At 67.5% G+C, this 15,100-nt stretch carries 12 protein-coding genes and 1 tRNA gene; 7 read left to right on the top strand and 6 right to left on the bottom strand.

Annotated features, from left to right (window positions below):
- The first annotated feature begins 66 nt into the window (after positions 1–66).
- Genes OG892_RS09030 through OG892_RS09045 form a run of 4 tightly spaced genes read left to right on the top strand, consistent with a single transcriptional unit; the run spans position 67 to position 4,479 of the window.
- Complete coding sequence (locus tag OG892_RS09030) at positions 67–996, top strand: branched-chain amino acid ABC transporter permease (RefSeq protein ID WP_371628872.1); 930 nt, start codon at positions 67–69, stop codon at positions 994–996.
- Between the two features lie 5 nt (positions 997–1,001).
- On the top strand, positions 1,002–2,864 hold the full coding sequence (locus tag OG892_RS09035; protein WP_371628873.1) for a branched-chain amino acid ABC transporter permease: 1,863 nt from the start codon (positions 1,002–1,004) through the stop codon (positions 2,862–2,864).
- A gap of 5 nt (positions 2,865–2,869) precedes the next feature.
- Positions 2,870–3,766, top strand: coding sequence for an ABC transporter ATP-binding protein (locus tag OG892_RS09040; protein ID WP_328698239.1), 897 nt, complete (start codon positions 2,870–2,872; stop codon positions 3,764–3,766).
- The gene (locus OG892_RS09045) at positions 3,763–4,479 is read left to right on the top strand and encodes an ABC transporter ATP-binding protein (RefSeq protein ID WP_073735455.1); all 717 of its coding nucleotides are present in this window, start codon (positions 3,763–3,765) and stop codon (positions 4,477–4,479) included. The genes OG892_RS09040 and OG892_RS09045 overlap by 4 nt, the downstream gene beginning before the upstream one ends.
- A gap of 80 nt (positions 4,480–4,559) precedes the next feature.
- Here the strand turns inward: OG892_RS09045 and OG892_RS09050 are convergent, their stop codons facing one another.
- Positions 4,560–5,216: an ANTAR domain-containing response regulator gene (locus OG892_RS09050; RefSeq protein WP_024492786.1), complete on the bottom strand. Its 657-nt coding sequence runs from the start codon at positions 5,214–5,216 to the stop codon at positions 4,560–4,562.
- A gap of 98 nt (positions 5,217–5,314) precedes the next feature.
- On the opposite strand from OG892_RS09050, the gene OG892_RS09055 reads away from it, so the two are divergent.
- Together OG892_RS09055 and OG892_RS09060 are read left to right on the top strand one after the other, a co-directional pair.
- A tRNA-Leu gene (locus OG892_RS09055) sits at positions 5,315–5,390 on the top strand.
- Positions 5,391–5,499: 109 nt separating this feature from the next.
- A complete protein-coding gene (locus OG892_RS09060) occupies positions 5,500–6,264 on the top strand; it encodes a transcriptional regulator (protein ID WP_371628874.1) in 765 nt (254 codons plus the stop codon).
- A 6-nt stretch (positions 6,265–6,270) separates the two neighbouring features.
- Here OG892_RS09060 and pyk read toward each other — a convergent pair whose 3' ends face one another.
- Together pyk and OG892_RS09070 are read right to left on the bottom strand one after the other, a co-directional pair.
- The gene (pyk, locus tag OG892_RS09065; protein WP_371628875.1) at positions 6,271–7,704 is read right to left on the bottom strand and encodes a pyruvate kinase; all 1,434 of its coding nucleotides are present in this window, start codon (positions 7,702–7,704) and stop codon (positions 6,271–6,273) included.
- A 125-nt stretch (positions 7,705–7,829) separates the two neighbouring features.
- Complete coding sequence (locus tag OG892_RS09070; RefSeq protein WP_363222062.1) at positions 7,830–8,528, bottom strand: SIMPL domain-containing protein; 699 nt, start codon at positions 8,526–8,528, stop codon at positions 7,830–7,832.
- Between the two features lie 182 nt (positions 8,529–8,710).
- On the opposite strand from OG892_RS09070, the gene OG892_RS09075 reads away from it, so the two are divergent.
- A complete protein-coding gene (locus OG892_RS09075) occupies positions 8,711–10,528 on the top strand; it encodes a 5'-nucleotidase C-terminal domain-containing protein (protein ID WP_328697160.1) in 1,818 nt (605 codons plus the stop codon).
- A 161-nt stretch (positions 10,529–10,689) separates the two neighbouring features.
- Here OG892_RS09075 and OG892_RS09080 read toward each other — a convergent pair whose 3' ends face one another.
- The 3 genes from OG892_RS09080 to OG892_RS09090 all read right to left on the bottom strand — a co-directional run bounded on the left by OG892_RS09080 (position 10,690) and on the right by OG892_RS09090 (position 15,015).
- On the bottom strand, positions 10,690–12,126 hold the full coding sequence (locus OG892_RS09080) for a lysine N(6)-hydroxylase/L-ornithine N(5)-oxygenase family protein (protein WP_371628876.1): 1,437 nt from the start codon (positions 12,124–12,126) through the stop codon (positions 10,690–10,692).
- Positions 12,123–13,532, bottom strand: coding sequence for an aspartate aminotransferase family protein (locus OG892_RS09085; RefSeq protein ID WP_371628877.1), 1,410 nt, complete (start codon positions 13,530–13,532; stop codon positions 12,123–12,125). The genes OG892_RS09080 and OG892_RS09085 overlap by 4 nt, the downstream gene beginning before the upstream one ends.
- Positions 13,533–13,896: 364 nt before the next feature.
- Positions 13,897–15,015, bottom strand: a complete 1,119-nt coding sequence (locus OG892_RS09090; RefSeq protein WP_371628878.1) for a serine hydrolase domain-containing protein — start codon at positions 15,013–15,015, stop codon at positions 13,897–13,899.
- Positions 15,016–15,100: the final 85 nt, after the last annotated feature.

Below are 15,100 nucleotides of genomic sequence, written 5' to 3' on the forward strand. Positions count from 1 at the left end.
CGCGCGGGAGCGCCAAGAGCGCTCCCGCGCGGTGCCATATCCGAACCACTCCACGGAGGCCCTGCGGTGCACGAACTGCCGCAACAGCTGGCCAATGGACTCATCCTCGGCGCGATGTACGGTCTCATCGCGATCGGTTACACGATGGTCTACGGAATCATCCAGCTCATCAACTTCGCCCACGGCGAGATCTTCATGATCGGAGGCTTCGGAGCCCTCACCGTCTACCTCTGGATGCCGGCCGGCGCCAACCTCCTCGCAATCATCCCCCTCATGATCATCGGCGGCGTCATCTGCTCCGTCGCCATCAGCGCAGCCGCCGAACGCTTCGCCTACCGGCCCCTGCGCAACGCACCACGACTCGCCCCCCTCATCACCGCCATCGGCCTCTCCCTCGCCCTCCAGCAAGCCATCTGGAAGTGGTACCCGGACGCCAAGAAGGACCGCTCCTTCCCCCAGTTCAAGGGCGACGCCCTCGACATCTTCGGCGCCCACATCCAGCGCGGCGACCTCTTCGTCCTCATCAGCGCACCCATCTGCATGATCGCCCTCGGCCTCTTCGTCTCCAAGACCCGCGCCGGCCGCGGCATGCAGGCCACCAGCCAGGACCCCGACACCGCCAAGCTCATGGGCATCAACACCGACCGCATCATCGTCATGGCCTTCGCCATCGGTGCCGCGTTCGCAGCCGTCGCCGCCGTCGCCTACGGGCTCAAAAACGGCCAGATCGGCTTCAAAATGGGCTTCATCATGGGCCTCAAAGCCTTCACCGCAGCCGTACTCGGCGGAATCGGCAACATCTACGGCGCCATGCTCGGCGGCGTCGTACTCGGCATCGCCGAATCACTCGCCACCGGCTACATGAGCGACGTTCCCGGCATGGAACTCTTCGGCGGCGGCGCCTGGAAGGACGTATGGGCCTTCGTCCTCCTCATCATCGTCCTGCTGCTCCGCCCCCAGGGCCTGCTCGGCGAACGCGTCGCGGATCGGGCGTGATACGGATGACCACCAACACCACCACCGAGATCACGCCCGTACTCCCCGTGCCCACGTCGGCCGCCCGTGCGGCCACCACAGCCGGATCCGCGCTGACCCTCGCCTCGACGTTCCTCGCCTGGACCTGGACCGACGCATTCCCCGGAGACCTCACCGTCACCGGCTACCCCGGCGGCCTCCAGGTCCTCACCCTCATCAGCGCCGCACTCACCCTGCTCCTCGCACTCTCCGGGTACGGCATCCGAGGCCTCGGCTGGCTCAACCCCTCCGGCAGCAACAACGCCGTCCTCTTCCTGGCCCTCGGCACCTTCGCCACCACCTGGTTCGCCGTCATCGCCATCACGGTCGACCTCGGTGGCCTCGCCAACCTCGAACCCGGCGCATACGCCGCCGCGATAGCCAGCCTCATCGCCCTCCTCGCCACCCTCGGGCTCCCGCTGGACCGCAAAACCCAGGCGTCCCTCCCCAAGCTCCAGATGAAGCTGCCCCTGCGCATCTTCCTCATCCTGGTGCTCGGCGTGGGCACCGTCGCGCTCCTCTTCCGGATCTACCGCGTCATCCGGATCGGCAAGATCGACCGCAACCTCCCCCGCGTAAAGCCCCTGCCCGCCTGGGCCGAAATCCTCACCATCGTCATAGCCTTCGGCGTCGGCCTCTTCATCTTCGCCTACGGCATCGACACCGACTACACCGAACTCTTCATCGGCTTCCTCATCACCGCCGCCTTCGCCTTCACCGCACTGAACCGCGCCGGACTCATCTCCCGCATCACCGCGCTGACCTCGAAGCACCGCAACATCACCCTCACCGCCGCCCTCGTCGCAGCAGTCTGCTTCCCCTTCACGCAGCAGAAAGAGGAATACGCGCTCATCGGCGCCAACATCCTCATCTTCGCGACCGTGGCACTCGGCCTGAACGTCGTCGTCGGCCTCGCCGGCCTCCTCGACCTCGGCTACGTCGCCTTCCTCGGCGTCGGCGCCTACGCCGCCGCCCTGGTCTCCGGCTCCACCATGTCGGCCATCGGCGTCGAATTCCCCTTCTGGGCAGCCATCCTCACCGGCGCCGGAGCCTCACTCATCTTCGGCGTCCTCATCGGCGCCCCCACCCTGCGACTACGCGGCGACTACCTCGCCATCGTCACGCTCGGCTTCGGTGAAATCTTCCGCCTCACCGTGAACAACCTCAACGGCAACAGCGGACCCGACCTCACCAACGGCTCCCAGGGCATCCCGAGCATCCCCGACCTCAACCTCTTCGGGATCGACTTCGGACTCAAGCACGACATCGGCGGCTTCACCCTCGGCAGGTCCGCCAACTACTACCTGCTCATGCTCGTCTTCACCGCCGTCGTCGTCCTCGTCTTCCGCCGCTCCGGAGAATCCCGCATCGGCCGCGCCTGGGTCGCCATCCGCGAGGACGAGACCGCCGCCACCGCCATGGGCATCAACGCCTTCCGGCTCAAGCTCCTCGCCTTCGCCCTCGGCGCCACCCTCGCCGGACTCGCCGGAACCGTGCAGTCACACGTCAACTACACGGTGACACCCGAGCAGTACCAGTTCGCCGGCCCCGTACCCCCGAACTCCGCGTTCCTCCTCGCCGCCGTCATCCTCGGCGGCATGGGAACCCTCAGCGGACCCCTCGTCGGCGCCGCACTGCTCTACCTCATCCCGGCCAAGCTCCAGTTCATGCAGGACTACCAGCTCTTCCTCTTCGGCATCGCACTCATCCTCCTGATGCGCCTGCGCCCCGAAGGACTGGTCGCCGACCGCAGGAAGCAGCTCGAATTCCACGAGACCGACCAGCTCGACGTACCGGAACCGCGGAAGTCCGACGACGTCGACGCCGGCATCGCCAAGGCGGGGGCGTGACCACCATGACCACCACCACGAAAACCGGCACCCCCGTGCTCGACGCCAGCGGCGTCACCATGCGGTTCGGCGGCCTCACCGCCGTCCACAACGTCGACCTCACCGTCAACGCAGGTGAGATCGTCGGCCTCATCGGCCCCAACGGCGCCGGAAAGACCACCTTCTTCAACTGCCTCACCGGCCTCTACGTCCCCACCGAGGGCAAGGTCCGCTACAAGGGCACCGTCCTGCCGCCCAAGCCCCACCTCGTCACCCAGGCAGGCATCGCCCGCACCTTCCAGAACATCCGGCTCTTCGCCAACATGACCGTCCTGGAGAACGTCCTCGTCGGACGCCACACCAGGACCAAGGAAGGCCTCTGGTCCGCCCTCCTGCGCCTCCCCGGCTTCACCAAGGCCGAGAACGCCAGCCGGGAACGCGCCATGGAACTCCTGGAGTTCATCGGCCTCCAGGACAAGGCCGACCACCTCGCGCGCAACCTCCCCTACGGAGACCAGCGCAAGCTGGAAATCGCCCGCGCACTCGCCAGCGACCCCGGCCTCCTCCTCCTGGACGAGCCCACCGCCGGCATGAACCCGCAGGAAACCCGGGTCACGGAAGAGCTCATCTTCGCCATCCGCGACCAGGGCATCGCCGTACTCGTCATCGAGCACGACATGCGCTTCATCTTCAACCTCTGCGACCGCGTCACCGTGCTCGTCCAGGGCGAGAAGCTCGTCGAAGGCACCTCCGACGTCGTCCAGAGCGACGAACGCGTCGTCGCCGCCTACCTCGGCACCCCCTTCGAAGGCGCCCCCGGCGCCGAGGAGATCGCCGAGGTCGAAGCCGCCGAGGCCGTCGCCACCAAGAGCACCACAACCACCACCGACACCACCAGCACCGAGGAGGAGGACACCCGATGACCGCACTGCTAGAGGTCGAGGACCTCCGCGTCGCCTACGGCAAGATCGAAGCCGTCAAGGGCATCTCCTTCAGCGTCGAGGCCGGCCAGGTCGTCACCCTGATCGGCACCAACGGTGCGGGCAAGACCACCACCCTGCGCACCCTCTCCGGACTGCTCAAGCCCCTCGACGGCCGCGTCCTGTTCGAGGGCAAGCCGCTGACCGGCATCCCCGCCCACAAGATCGTCGCTCTGGGCCTCGCCCACTCCCCCGAGGGCCGGCACATCTTCCCCCGGCTGACGATCACCGAGAACCTCCAGCTCGGCGCCTACCTCCGCAACGACAGAGCAGGCATCGAGAAGGACATCCAGCGCGCCTACGACCTCTTCCCCATCCTCGGGGAACGCCGAAAGCAGGCCGCCGGCACCCTCTCGGGCGGCGAACAGCAGATGCTCGCCATGGGCAGGGCCCTGATGTGCCAGCCCAAGCTCCTGATGCTCGACGAACCCTCCATGGGCCTCTCCCCGATCATGATGCAGAAGATCATGGAGACCATCGTCGAGCTCAAGTCCCAGGGCACCACGATCCTGCTCGTCGAGCAGAACGCCCAGGCCGCGCTCTCCCTGGCCGACCAGGGCCACGTCATGGAGGTCGGCAAGATCGTCCTCTCCGGCACCGGCGCGGACCTCCTCCACGACGAATCAGTCCGCAAGGCCTACCTCGGCGAGGACTGAACCCGTACGCGCATGGAGAAGGCCCGCCCCCTGGACTGCATCCGGGGCGCGGGCCTTCGCCATGTCCTGGTCCTACGGAACTACTCCGCGGCCTTCTTCTTCTCCTCGGCGTCCTCGATCAACGCCTCGGCCAGCTGCTGCATCGACAGCCGCCGGTCCATCGACGTCTTCTGGATCCAGCGGAACGCCGCGGGCTCGGAGAGCCCGTAGTCCGTCTGCAGGATGCTCTTCGCCCGGTCCACCAGCTTCCGGGTCTCCAGCCGCTGCGACAGGTCCGCGACCTCGCCCTCCAGCGCCTTCAGCTCCGCGAACCGCGACACCGCCATCTCGATGGCCGGCACCACGTCGCTCTTGCTGAACGGCTTCACCAGGTACGCCATCGCCCCGGCGTCCCGGGCCCGCTCCACGAGGTCGCGCTGCGAGAACGCGGTGAGCATCAGGACCGGCGCGATGGACTCCTCGGCGATCTTCTCGGCGGCGGAGATCCCGTCGAGGACCGGCATCTTCACATCGAGGATGACCAGGTCCGGCTTGTGCTCCCGGGCCAGCTCGACAGCCTGCTGCCCGTCCCCGGCCTCACCGACGACCGAGTACCCCTCTTCCTCCAGCATCTCTTTGAGGTCGAGGCGGATGAGTGCCTCGTCCTCAGCGATGACGACGCGGGTCGTCAGCGGCGGGACGTGCGACTTGTCGTCGTCGGACGCGTCTACGGGCTGGGGCGACTCGGGGGTGGTCACGGGGCTCCTTGGCTCAGGGCAGGTACTGCTCCCTTGAGCCTACCTAGCTGCGGTATGGTGGTCGCGCAGCGGGTCGGAGGAAACCTTCGATTCCACTAGCCCCGGTAGCCCAATTTGGCAGCAGGCAATGGATTCAAAACCCATACAGTGTCGGTTCGAGTCCGACTCGGGGCACTTTTCCTTAGATTCCAAGGTCGCAGGGAAACGCCACAGATTCACATGATCGTGTGACTGCAATGCCGTTTCTCCCTCAGAGCGTCCCGCCCCGAGCAAGCTCGGCCGGGTGTACGACCTTCAAACACGCAAGCACGCGCTGGCCCTCCTCGATCAGGGCTTCAGCCAGAACTCCGTAAGCAAGCAAACCGGTATTTCACGAGCGGCCATCCGTTCCTGGATCGTGCGAATCGAGCCCCTCGAATACGCGCGCGGCCGCGAATGCCCTCGATGCGATGACACGCCCGGACACCCCGACGACCCGGCCGCGTACGCGTATCTCCTCGGCCTCTACCTCGGCGACGGCTGTGTCAGCGCGAGCAGGCGAGGTGTCTACTCCCTCCGCATCGCCTGTGCCGACGCCTGGCCGGGCCTCATTTCCGCCTGCGTCGAGGCCATACAGATCACGCGACCGGCCAACAAGGTGTGCCTGGTGCAAAGTCCGGGCTGCCAGTACGTCACATGTTTCAGCAAACACTGGCCCTGCCTCTTTCCCCAGCACGGCCCCGGCAAGAAGCACGAACGCGAAATCTCTCTCGTTGCCTGGCAGCAGGACATCGTCGCCGCCCACCCGTGGGAGTTCATCCGAGGCCTGATCCACTCCGACGGCTGCCGGATCACCAATTGGACAAGTCGACTCGTCAGGGGTCAGACAAAACGCTACGAATACCCCCGCTACTTCTTCACCAACCTGTCGGCCGACATCCTGAGTCTCTTCACGAGCACGCTGGACCAGGTGGGAGTGGAGTGGAAGCAGCCGAACAGCAAGAACATCTCCGTCGCCCGACGGGCATCCGTGGCGCTCATGGATGCACACGTCGGGCCGAAATACTGAGCTGCCCTACTTCGGGCTGTCGTCCTCGCCGATGTGGTGCACCCGCACCAGGTTCGTCGAGCCCGCGACTCCGGGCGGGGAGCCGGCCGTGATGACCACGACGTCGCCCTTTTGGCAGCGGCCGATCTTCAGCAGTTCCTCGTCGACCTGGGCGACCATCGCGTCCGTCGAGTCCACGTGCGGGCCCAGGAACGTCTCCACGCCCCAGGTGAGGTTCAGCTGGGAGCGGGTGGCCGGGTCCGGGGTGAAGGCCAGGAGCGGGATGGGCGAGCGGTAGCGGGAGAGGCGCTTGACCGTGTCGCCGCTCTGGGTGAAGGCGACCAGGAACTTCGCGCCGAGGAAGTCGCCCATCTCCGCCGCCGCGCGGGCGACCGCGCCGCCCTGGGTGCGGGGCTTGTTGCGGTCGGTGAGCGGCGGGAGGCCCTTGGCGAGGATGTCCTCCTCGGCGGCCTCGACGATGCGGGACATCGTGCGGACCGTCTCGATGGGGTATTTGCCGACGCTGGTCTCGCCGGAGAGCATGACCGCGTCCGTGCCGTCGATGACGGCGTTGGCGACGTCGGAGGCCTCGGCGCGGGTGGGGCGGGAGTTGTCGATCATCGAGTCGAGCATCTGGGTGGCGACGATGACCGGCTTGGCGTTGCGCTTGGCGAGCTTGATGGCGCGCTTCTGGACGATCGGCACCTGCTCCAGGGGCATTTCGACGCCGAGGTCGCCGCGGGCGACCATGATGCCGTCGAAGGCGGCGACGATGTCGTCGATGTTCTCGACGGCCTGGGGCTTCTCGATCTTGGCGATGACGGGGAGGCGGCGGCCTTCCTCGTCCATGACGCGGTGGACGGGTTCGATGTCGCGTCCGCTGCGTACGAAGGAGAGGGCGATGATGTCCGCGCCGGTGCGCAGGGCCCAGCGGAGGTCGTCGATGTCCTTCTCGGAGAGGGCGGGGACGGAGACCGCGACGCCGGGGAGGTTGAGTCCCTTGTGGTCGGAGACCATGCCGCCCTCGATGACGGTGGTGTGGACGCGGGGTCCGTCGACTTCGGTGACTTCGAGGGTGACGCGGCCGTCGTCGATGAGGATGCGTTCGCCGGGGGTGACGTCGGCGTTGAGGCCTTCGTAGGTGGTGCCGCAGGCGTGGCGGTCACCTTCCATGGGTTCGACGGTGATGGTGAAGTCGTCGCCGCGTTCAAGGAGTACGGGTCCTTCGCGGAAGCGTCCGAGGCGGATCTTCGGGCCTTGAAGGTCTGCGAGGATTCCGACGCTGCGTCCGGCTTCGTCGGATGCTTTGCGTACTCGGTGGTAGCGCTCTTCGTGTTCGGCGTAGGTGCCGTGGCTGAGGTTGAGGCGGGCGATGTCCATACCCGCCTCGACCAGGGCCTTGATCTGGTCATATGTGTCGGTGGCGGGTCCTAGGGTGCAAACGATTTTTGCTCGGCGCATGGTTTGAGCCTAAACCTTACCTACGGGTAGCGAATTGGCTCCGGATGACTCCTCAACATCCTTTGGGTGAAGGCTTTTTGACAAGTGTTGAATTGTGCGGCGGGGTGCTCGGATGAGCATTCCGTTCATAGGCTCGGTGGGGTCATGATGAAGCGGGCGTTCACCTGGGCGCGGACCGTTTGGCGTTGTGGTTCGAGGTCGAGTGCGGGGGCGGCTTCGGCCGGCGCGCCGGCGAATCCGCGGGTGGCGCCGTAGCCGCCGGGGGCCGGGGGCATGGCGGGGGCGGTGTTCTCGGCGCCGAGGTCGGCCAGTTCGACGAGGGCGGCCAACTGGGCGCCGACGGCGTCGGCGTATTCGCGGGCGCGCTGGACTGCTTCGCGTACGGCTTGGCGGCGGGCTTCGCCGTGGGCGGGCGAGTTGGGGCGCAGGGCCCACCAGGGGCCGTCGATGCGGGTCATGTCGAGGTCCGCGACGCGGGTGGTGAATTCACCGAGTGCGGTGAAGTCGCCGAGTACGGCGGTGATGTGGACGCGTCCGTGGTAGGCGCGGATCTTCTCGTCGCGGCCGCGTTGGGTGAGTTCTGGGGTGATGGAGAAGGCGCCGGTTTCGAGTTTCTCGACGGCTTCTCCGTAGGTGCGGGCGAGTTCGAGGACGGTGGTGTTGCGTCGGGTGAGGTCTTCGAGGGCGGCGCGGCGGTCTTTGCCCCGGGCGCTGACGGTGATGCCGACGCGGGCGATCTCGGGGTCGATCTCCAGGTGGGCTTCGCCGCGGACGGCGAGGCGGGGGTGGTCGGGGGTGCCGTAGGGGTACGGGGTGTCGGTCATGGGTCCACTGTGGCATTCGGTTGCGACAGCCGGTGGTCATCGAAACGAAACCTGCTGGGGGTGTTGCCGGGTGTGGTGCGTGGGTGATTATCTACGCGCGTTGTTCACGCGTGTGCGAGGTCTACGCGCGTTGTGCGGCGAGAGCACTGGGTACGGACGAGAACTGAGATGTGGGAGACGAGATGCCGCTGAACCGAAGGACGTTCCTGGGCACATCGGCCGCGGCGGGTGCCGGTGTCGCGATCGTGGGCGGTGGAGCGGTTCCTGCCGAGGCGCACGGTCACGGGCATGGGCACGGACACGGTCATGGGCGTCCGCAGAAGCGGTACTCGTTCACCGTGATGGGTACGACGGATCTGCACGGCAACGTCTTCAACTGGGACTACTTCACGGACAAGGAGTTCGACGACAAGGATCACAACGACGTCGGCCTGGCGAAGATCTCGACGCTGGTGGAGCAGGTGCGGCGGGAGAAGGGCCGTCACAACACCCTGATGATCGATGCGGGTGACACGATCCAGGGCACGCAGTTGTCGTACTACTACGCGAAGATCGATCCGATCACCGCGAAGCGTGGTCCGGTGCATCCGATGGCGCAGGCGATGAACGTGATCGGTTATGACGCGGCGGCGCTGGGCAACCACGAGTTCAACTACGGCATTCCGGTGCTGCGCAAGTTCGAGGAGCAGTGTGACTTCCCGCTGCTGGGTGCGAACGCGCTGGACGCGAAGACGCTGAAGCCGGCGTTCGCGCCGTATGTGATCAAGAAGTTGCGTACGCCGCACGGCCGGGATGTGAAGGTGGCGATCCTGGGGCTGACGAATCCGGGTATCGCCATCTGGGACAAGGTGAACGTCGGCGGGAAGATGGTGTTCCCGGGCCTTGAGGAGCAGGCGGCGAAGTTCGTGCCCCGGCTGCGTTCCATGGGTGCGGATGTGGTGATCGTGTCGGCGCATTCGGGGAACAGCGGGACGTCGTCGTACGGGGATCAGATTCCGTACGTGGAGAATGCCGCGGGTCTGGTGGCGGAGCAGGTGCCGGGGATCGACGCGATTCTGGTGGGTCACGCGCATCTGGAGATCCCCGAGTACTTCGTGGAGAACAAGGAGACCGGTAAGAAGGTCGTGCTCTCCGAGCCGTTGAAGTGGGGGCAGCGGCTGACGCTGTTCGACTTCGATCTGGTGTGGGAGAAGGGCCGCTGGGTGGTCGAGAAGGCCGGTTCGCAGGTGCTGAACTCCAACACGGCGGCTGAGGACAAGCGGATCACGCGGCTGCTGGCGGACGAGCACAAGAAGGTCGTGGCGTACGTCAACCAGGTGATCGGTACGTCGACGGCGGCGATGACGACGGCCGAGGCGGCGTGGAAGGACGAACCGATCATCGACCTGATCAACGTGGTTCAGGCGGAGACGGTGAAGGAGGCGCTGGCGGGTGGTGAGTACGCGTCGCTTCCGGTGCTGTCGCAGGCGTCCTGCTTCTCGCGGACGGCGCAGATTCCGGCCGGTGATGTGACGATCAAGGATGCGGCGGGTCTGTATCCGTTCGAGAACACTCTTGAGGCCCGGTTGGTGACGGGGGCGCAGGTCAAGGATTATCTGGAGTTCTCTGCGCGGTATTACGTGCAGACGGCGGCCGGTGCTCCGGTGGATACGGCGAAGCTGACGAACGCGGACAACACGCCGGATTACAACTATGACGCGGTGTCGGGTCTGACGTATGAGATCGACATCGCGAAGCCGAACGGTTCGCGGATTGTCGGTCTCTCCTTCGAGGGCAAGGCGATTGATCCGGCGGCGCAGTTCGTGCTGGCGGTGAACAACTACCGGGCGAGTGGTGGGGGCAACTTCCCGCATGTGCCGGGTGCGAAGCAGTTGTGGGCGAATTCGGAGGAGATCCGGAACACCATTATCGCCTGGGTGCAGGCGAAGGGTTCGGTGGACGGATCGCAGTTCGCTTCGGTGGACTGGCGGCTGACGCGGGACGGTACGCCGGTGTTCTAGGGCTCGGGCCTCTTCGGGTCTGCAGTTCTTCTGGGTCTGCGGTTCTTCTGGGCTTCGGTTCTTCTGGGCTTGCGGTTCTTCTGGTTCTGCGGTGGGCGGCCGTCTCCTTTCCTTGTGGGGGGAGCGGCCGCTTTTGTGTGTGCCGGGGTGGGGCGGGGGTGTCAGTTGCTCTGGACGAGAGGGGTGAGGGTGGGGGTCTGGGTGGGGATGTTCGGGGTGTGGGGGGTGAGGCCGAAGGTGGTGAAGGCGGTGCGTTGCGGCAGGTGGTAGGCGGTGGTGCCGGTGAGGTTGTTGAGGATGGTGGCGCTGCGCCAGGCGGCGAGGCCGAGGTCGGGGGCGCCGACGCCGTGGGTGTGGCGTTCGGCGTTCTGTACGTAGATGTTGCCGGTGATGGCGGGGTCGAGGTCGAGGCGGAACTGCTCGTCGATGCGGGGGCGGCCGGAGCTGTCGCGGCGCAGGCGGGTGCGGAGTCCGTCGAGCATCTGGTCGAGGGGGCGTTCGCGGTAGCCGGTGGCGAGGACGACGGCGTCGGTGGTGAGGCGGGAGCGGGTGCCCTGCTGGGTGTGTTCGAGGTGGAGTTCGACGCGGGTGGTGGCGACGCGGCCCGCGGTGCGTACGCAGACGCCGGGGGTGAGGGTGGCGTCGGGCCAGCCGCCGTGGAGGGTGCGGCGGTAGAGCTCTTCGTGGATGGCGGTGATGGTGTCGTGGTCGATGCCCTTGTGGAGTTGCCATTGGTCGGGGACGAGTTCGTCGCGTACGGGTTCGGGGAGGGCGTGGAAGTAGCGGGTGTAGTCGGGGGTGAAGTGTTCGAGGCCGAGTTTGGAGTACTCCATGGGTGCGAAGGCGGGGGTGCGGGCGAGCCAGTGGAGTTTTTCGTGTCCGGCGGGGCGGGCGCGCAGTAGGTCGAGGAAGATTTCGGCGCCGGACTGGCCGGAGCCGATGACGGTGATGTGTTCGGCGTTGAGGAGTTGTTCGCGGTGGTGGAGGTAGTCGGCGGAGTGGATGACGGGGACTGATCCGGCTTCGGCGAGGGGTTTGAGGGGTTCGGGGATGTGGGGTTCGGTGCCGACGCCGAGGGCGATGTGGCGGGTGTGGGCGCGGCCGAGGGCTTCGGCTTCGCCGTGGTCGTCGAGTTGGGTGAAGTCGACTTCGAAGAGGGCGCGTTCGGCGTTCCAGCGGATGGCGTCGACCTGGTGGCCGAAGTGGAGGCCGGGGAGTTGTTCGGTGACCCAGCGGCAGTAGGCGTCGTATTCGGCGCGTTGGATGTGGAAGCGCTCGGCGAAGTAGAAGGGGAAGAGCCGGTCGCGGGTGCGTAGGTAGTTGAGGAAGGTCCAGGGGCTGGTGGGGTCGGCGAGGGTGACGAGGTCTGCGAGGAAGGGGACTTGGAGGCTGGCGCCGTCGATGAGGAGGCCGGGGTGCCAGTGGAAGGCGGGGCGTTGTTCGTAGAAGGTGGCGGCGAGGGGGTGGGGGGTGCCGGGGATGCCGTGGGCGAGGGCGGCGAGGGAGAGGTTGAAGGGGCCGATGCCGATGCCGACGAGGTCGTGGGGCTGGTCGGTCTCGGGCGCGGGCCGGTCGGGCCGGGGTGGCCGGGCTGTCATCGGGGGGTGCTGCCTTCCGTGATCTCTGTGGCGAGGTGGGTGACGAGGTCGAGCAGTTTGCTGAGGTCGTGGGGGGTGGTGTGGGGGTTGAGGAGGGTGGCTTTGAGCCAGAGGCGACCGTGGGCGTGGGTGCGGCCGAGTACGGCGTGGCCGCGGGTGAGGAGGGTGCGGCGGATGGTGGCGACGGTGTGGTCGGTGGCGTCGGTGGGGCGGAAGAGGACGGTGGAGATGGTGGGGTGGTCGTAGAGGTCGAGGGTGGGGGTTTTGGTGATGAGGTCGGCGAGGTCGTGGGCGGCGGCGCAGGTGCGGTCGATGAGGTCGGCCAGTCCGGTGCGGCCGAGTGCCTGGAGGGTGACGGCGATCTTGAGTGCGTCGGGGCGGCGGGTGGTGCGCAGGGAGCGGCCGAGGAGGTCGGGGAGGCCGGCTTCGGTGTCGTCGTCGGCGTTGAGGTAGGGGGCGTGGTGGTGGAGGGCGTCGAGGTGGTGGTGGTCGGGGACGGCGAGGATGCCTGCGGAGGCGGGTTGCCAGCCGAGTTTGTGCAGGTCGAGGGTGACGCTGTGGGCGCGGTCGAGGCCGTGGACCTTGTTGCGGTGGGTGGGGCTGAAGAGGAGGGGGCCGCCGTAGGCGGCGTCGATGTGGAGTTCGGCGCCGTGGGTGGTGCAGAGGTCCGCGATTTCGGCGAGGGGGTCGATCTGGCCGGTGTCGGTGGTGCCTGCGGTGGCGGTGACGAGGATGGGGTTGCCGGGCTGCTGGTGGAGGCGGGTGAGGGTGTCGTCGAGGGCGGTGAGGTCGATGACGCCGGTGGGGGCGGGGATGGTGAGGGGTGCGGGGAGGCCGAGGAGCCAGGCGGCGCGGGTGATGCTGTGGTGGGCGTTGGCGCCGCTGATGGTCTGGACGGTGCCGTGGCGTTCGCGGGCGAGGAGGAGCGCGAGTTGGTTGGCTTCGGTGCCGCCGGTGGTGACGAGGGCGTCGGGTGCGGTGCGGTGGGGGTAGACCTCAGCGGCGAGTGCGGTGGTGAGGTCGGCTTCGAGGGCGGAGGCGGCGGGGGCCTGGTCCCAGGAGTCCATGGAGGGGTTGAGGGCCGAGGCGGCGAGGTCGGCTGCTGCGGCGAGGGCGAGGGGCGGGGTGTGGAGGTGTGCCGCGCAGAGTGGGTCTGCGGGGTCCGCCGCGCCTTCGGTGAGTGCGGTGATGAGGGTGGCGAGTGCGTGGTGGGCGCCGGTGCCCTGGTCGGGGATGACGGGGTGCAGGGCGGTGCGCAGTTGGGGGGTGACGGTGTCGGGGCCGCCTGCGGGGAGGGGGCCGTCGCGTCGGCGGGCGCCGTCGTGGAGTGCGGTGAGCACGGTGTCGATGAGGGGGCGCAGGGCGGCGGGGCCGGTGGTGCCTCCGGCGAGGGGCGGGGTGGGCATGGAGGTGGTGGCCCTTCGGAGCGCATGGGTGGACATCCCAGCTTGTCCGGTTTTTGGGTGGCGTGGCCGGTGAGTGCGGTGATCTGAACTCGAAAGGGGGATGGGTGTGCGAGGGGGGCGGGGTGGTGGTGGTTGGGGTGGTATGGGTGCGTGCGTGCGGCTGTGGGTCCGGCTGTTCGTGGGGTGCTGGAGGCGGTCCGGCGAAGGCGGCCGGAGTTGGTGGCCGGGGTTGGTGGCCTCGGTTAGCGGCCTCGGTTAGCGGCCTCGGTTGGGTGCGTGGGCCGGAACGCCGACGATCGGGCGCCCGGTGGCGTTCGCCGGGGCCCGATCGTGTCTGCGGGGCGGGTGTGTTCCGCCGGTTGGGTCAGCCGTACATCGCCAGGCGGGAGAAGGCAGCGAGTGCGGCGTCGATGGGGTGGGGCTGCGGTTTGCCGGAGGGGTCGAGGGTGTTCCATCGCTGGAGGTTGACCGCGACGGACATCTGCCGGTTGCCGTCGGCGCGGGTCATGGTGAGGGCTCCGGCGCCCCAGGCCGAGCCGCCGTGGCCCCAGAAGGTGGCCTGTCCCGGGGCTTCCGTGGGGTACAGGCCGAGGCCGTATTCGATGGTCTTTCCGTCCTGGGAGACGACCGGGACGGTGCGTCGCATCTGGGCCAGTGACGCCGGGCTGACGATCTCGCCGGCCAGCAGCAGGCCGTAGAAGCGGTTGAGGTCGGTGACGGTCGATATCAGCCCGGCAGCCGGTCCCACCCATGACATGTCGAAGACGCTGTAGTCGCGCGGCGGGTCGATCATGCCGAACCACGCCTCGTAGAGCTGTGAGTGCGGTCCCTCGACGTGCGGTCCGGTGGGGAGTTCGGTGTTGCGGAGTCCGGCGCGTTCGATGACGTTCCGGGTGATGCACTGCTGCGCCGTGGTGCCGGTGATGTGTTCCAGGAGTTCGCCGAGGAGCAGGTAGTTGGTGTTGGAGTAGATGCCCGGGGTGCTGCCGGGGGCGCCGGTGGCGGGTGCGCCGACTCCCATCGTGATGAGTTCGGCGGCGTGGAACCGGGTGAACCTGTTGTCGTCGAGGCTCTCCGGCCGGGTGTCCGCGGCGTTGGGGAACCCCTTGAGGGAGGGGTAGGCGTAGGGGAGGTACTCGGCGAGGCCGCTGGTGTGGTTGATCAGCATGCGGACGGTGATCGTTTCGCCGCGTTCGCCGGGAACCAGTGCCGGGAGGTACTGGCCGATCGGTGTGTCGAGGCCGATCCGGCCGCTGTCGACCTGTTGCAGCACGGCGGCGGCGGTGAAGGTCTTGGTGATGCTGCCGACGCGGTGGCGCATGTCGGCGGTGACGGGGCGGCCGGTGGTGGTGTCGGCGACCCCGGCGGCGCCGCGCCAGACCTGGTCGCCGTCGCGTACTTCGGCGAACAGGCCCGGGATTCCCGCGCGGTGGACGTCTCCGATGGCGGTTTCCAGCTGTGCGGGATCCAGTGCGTTCCTCACGGCTTGCGTCCTTTCGTAGTCCCGGGGTGACCGTCCGCATCGGTCGTCCGGCCCGGGTAACGGGGCACGAGGGCAGGCCACCGGT

Source organism: Streptomyces sp. NBC_00341 (assembly GCF_041435055.1).
GTDB lineage: Bacteria > Actinomycetota > Actinomycetes > Streptomycetales > Streptomycetaceae > Streptomyces.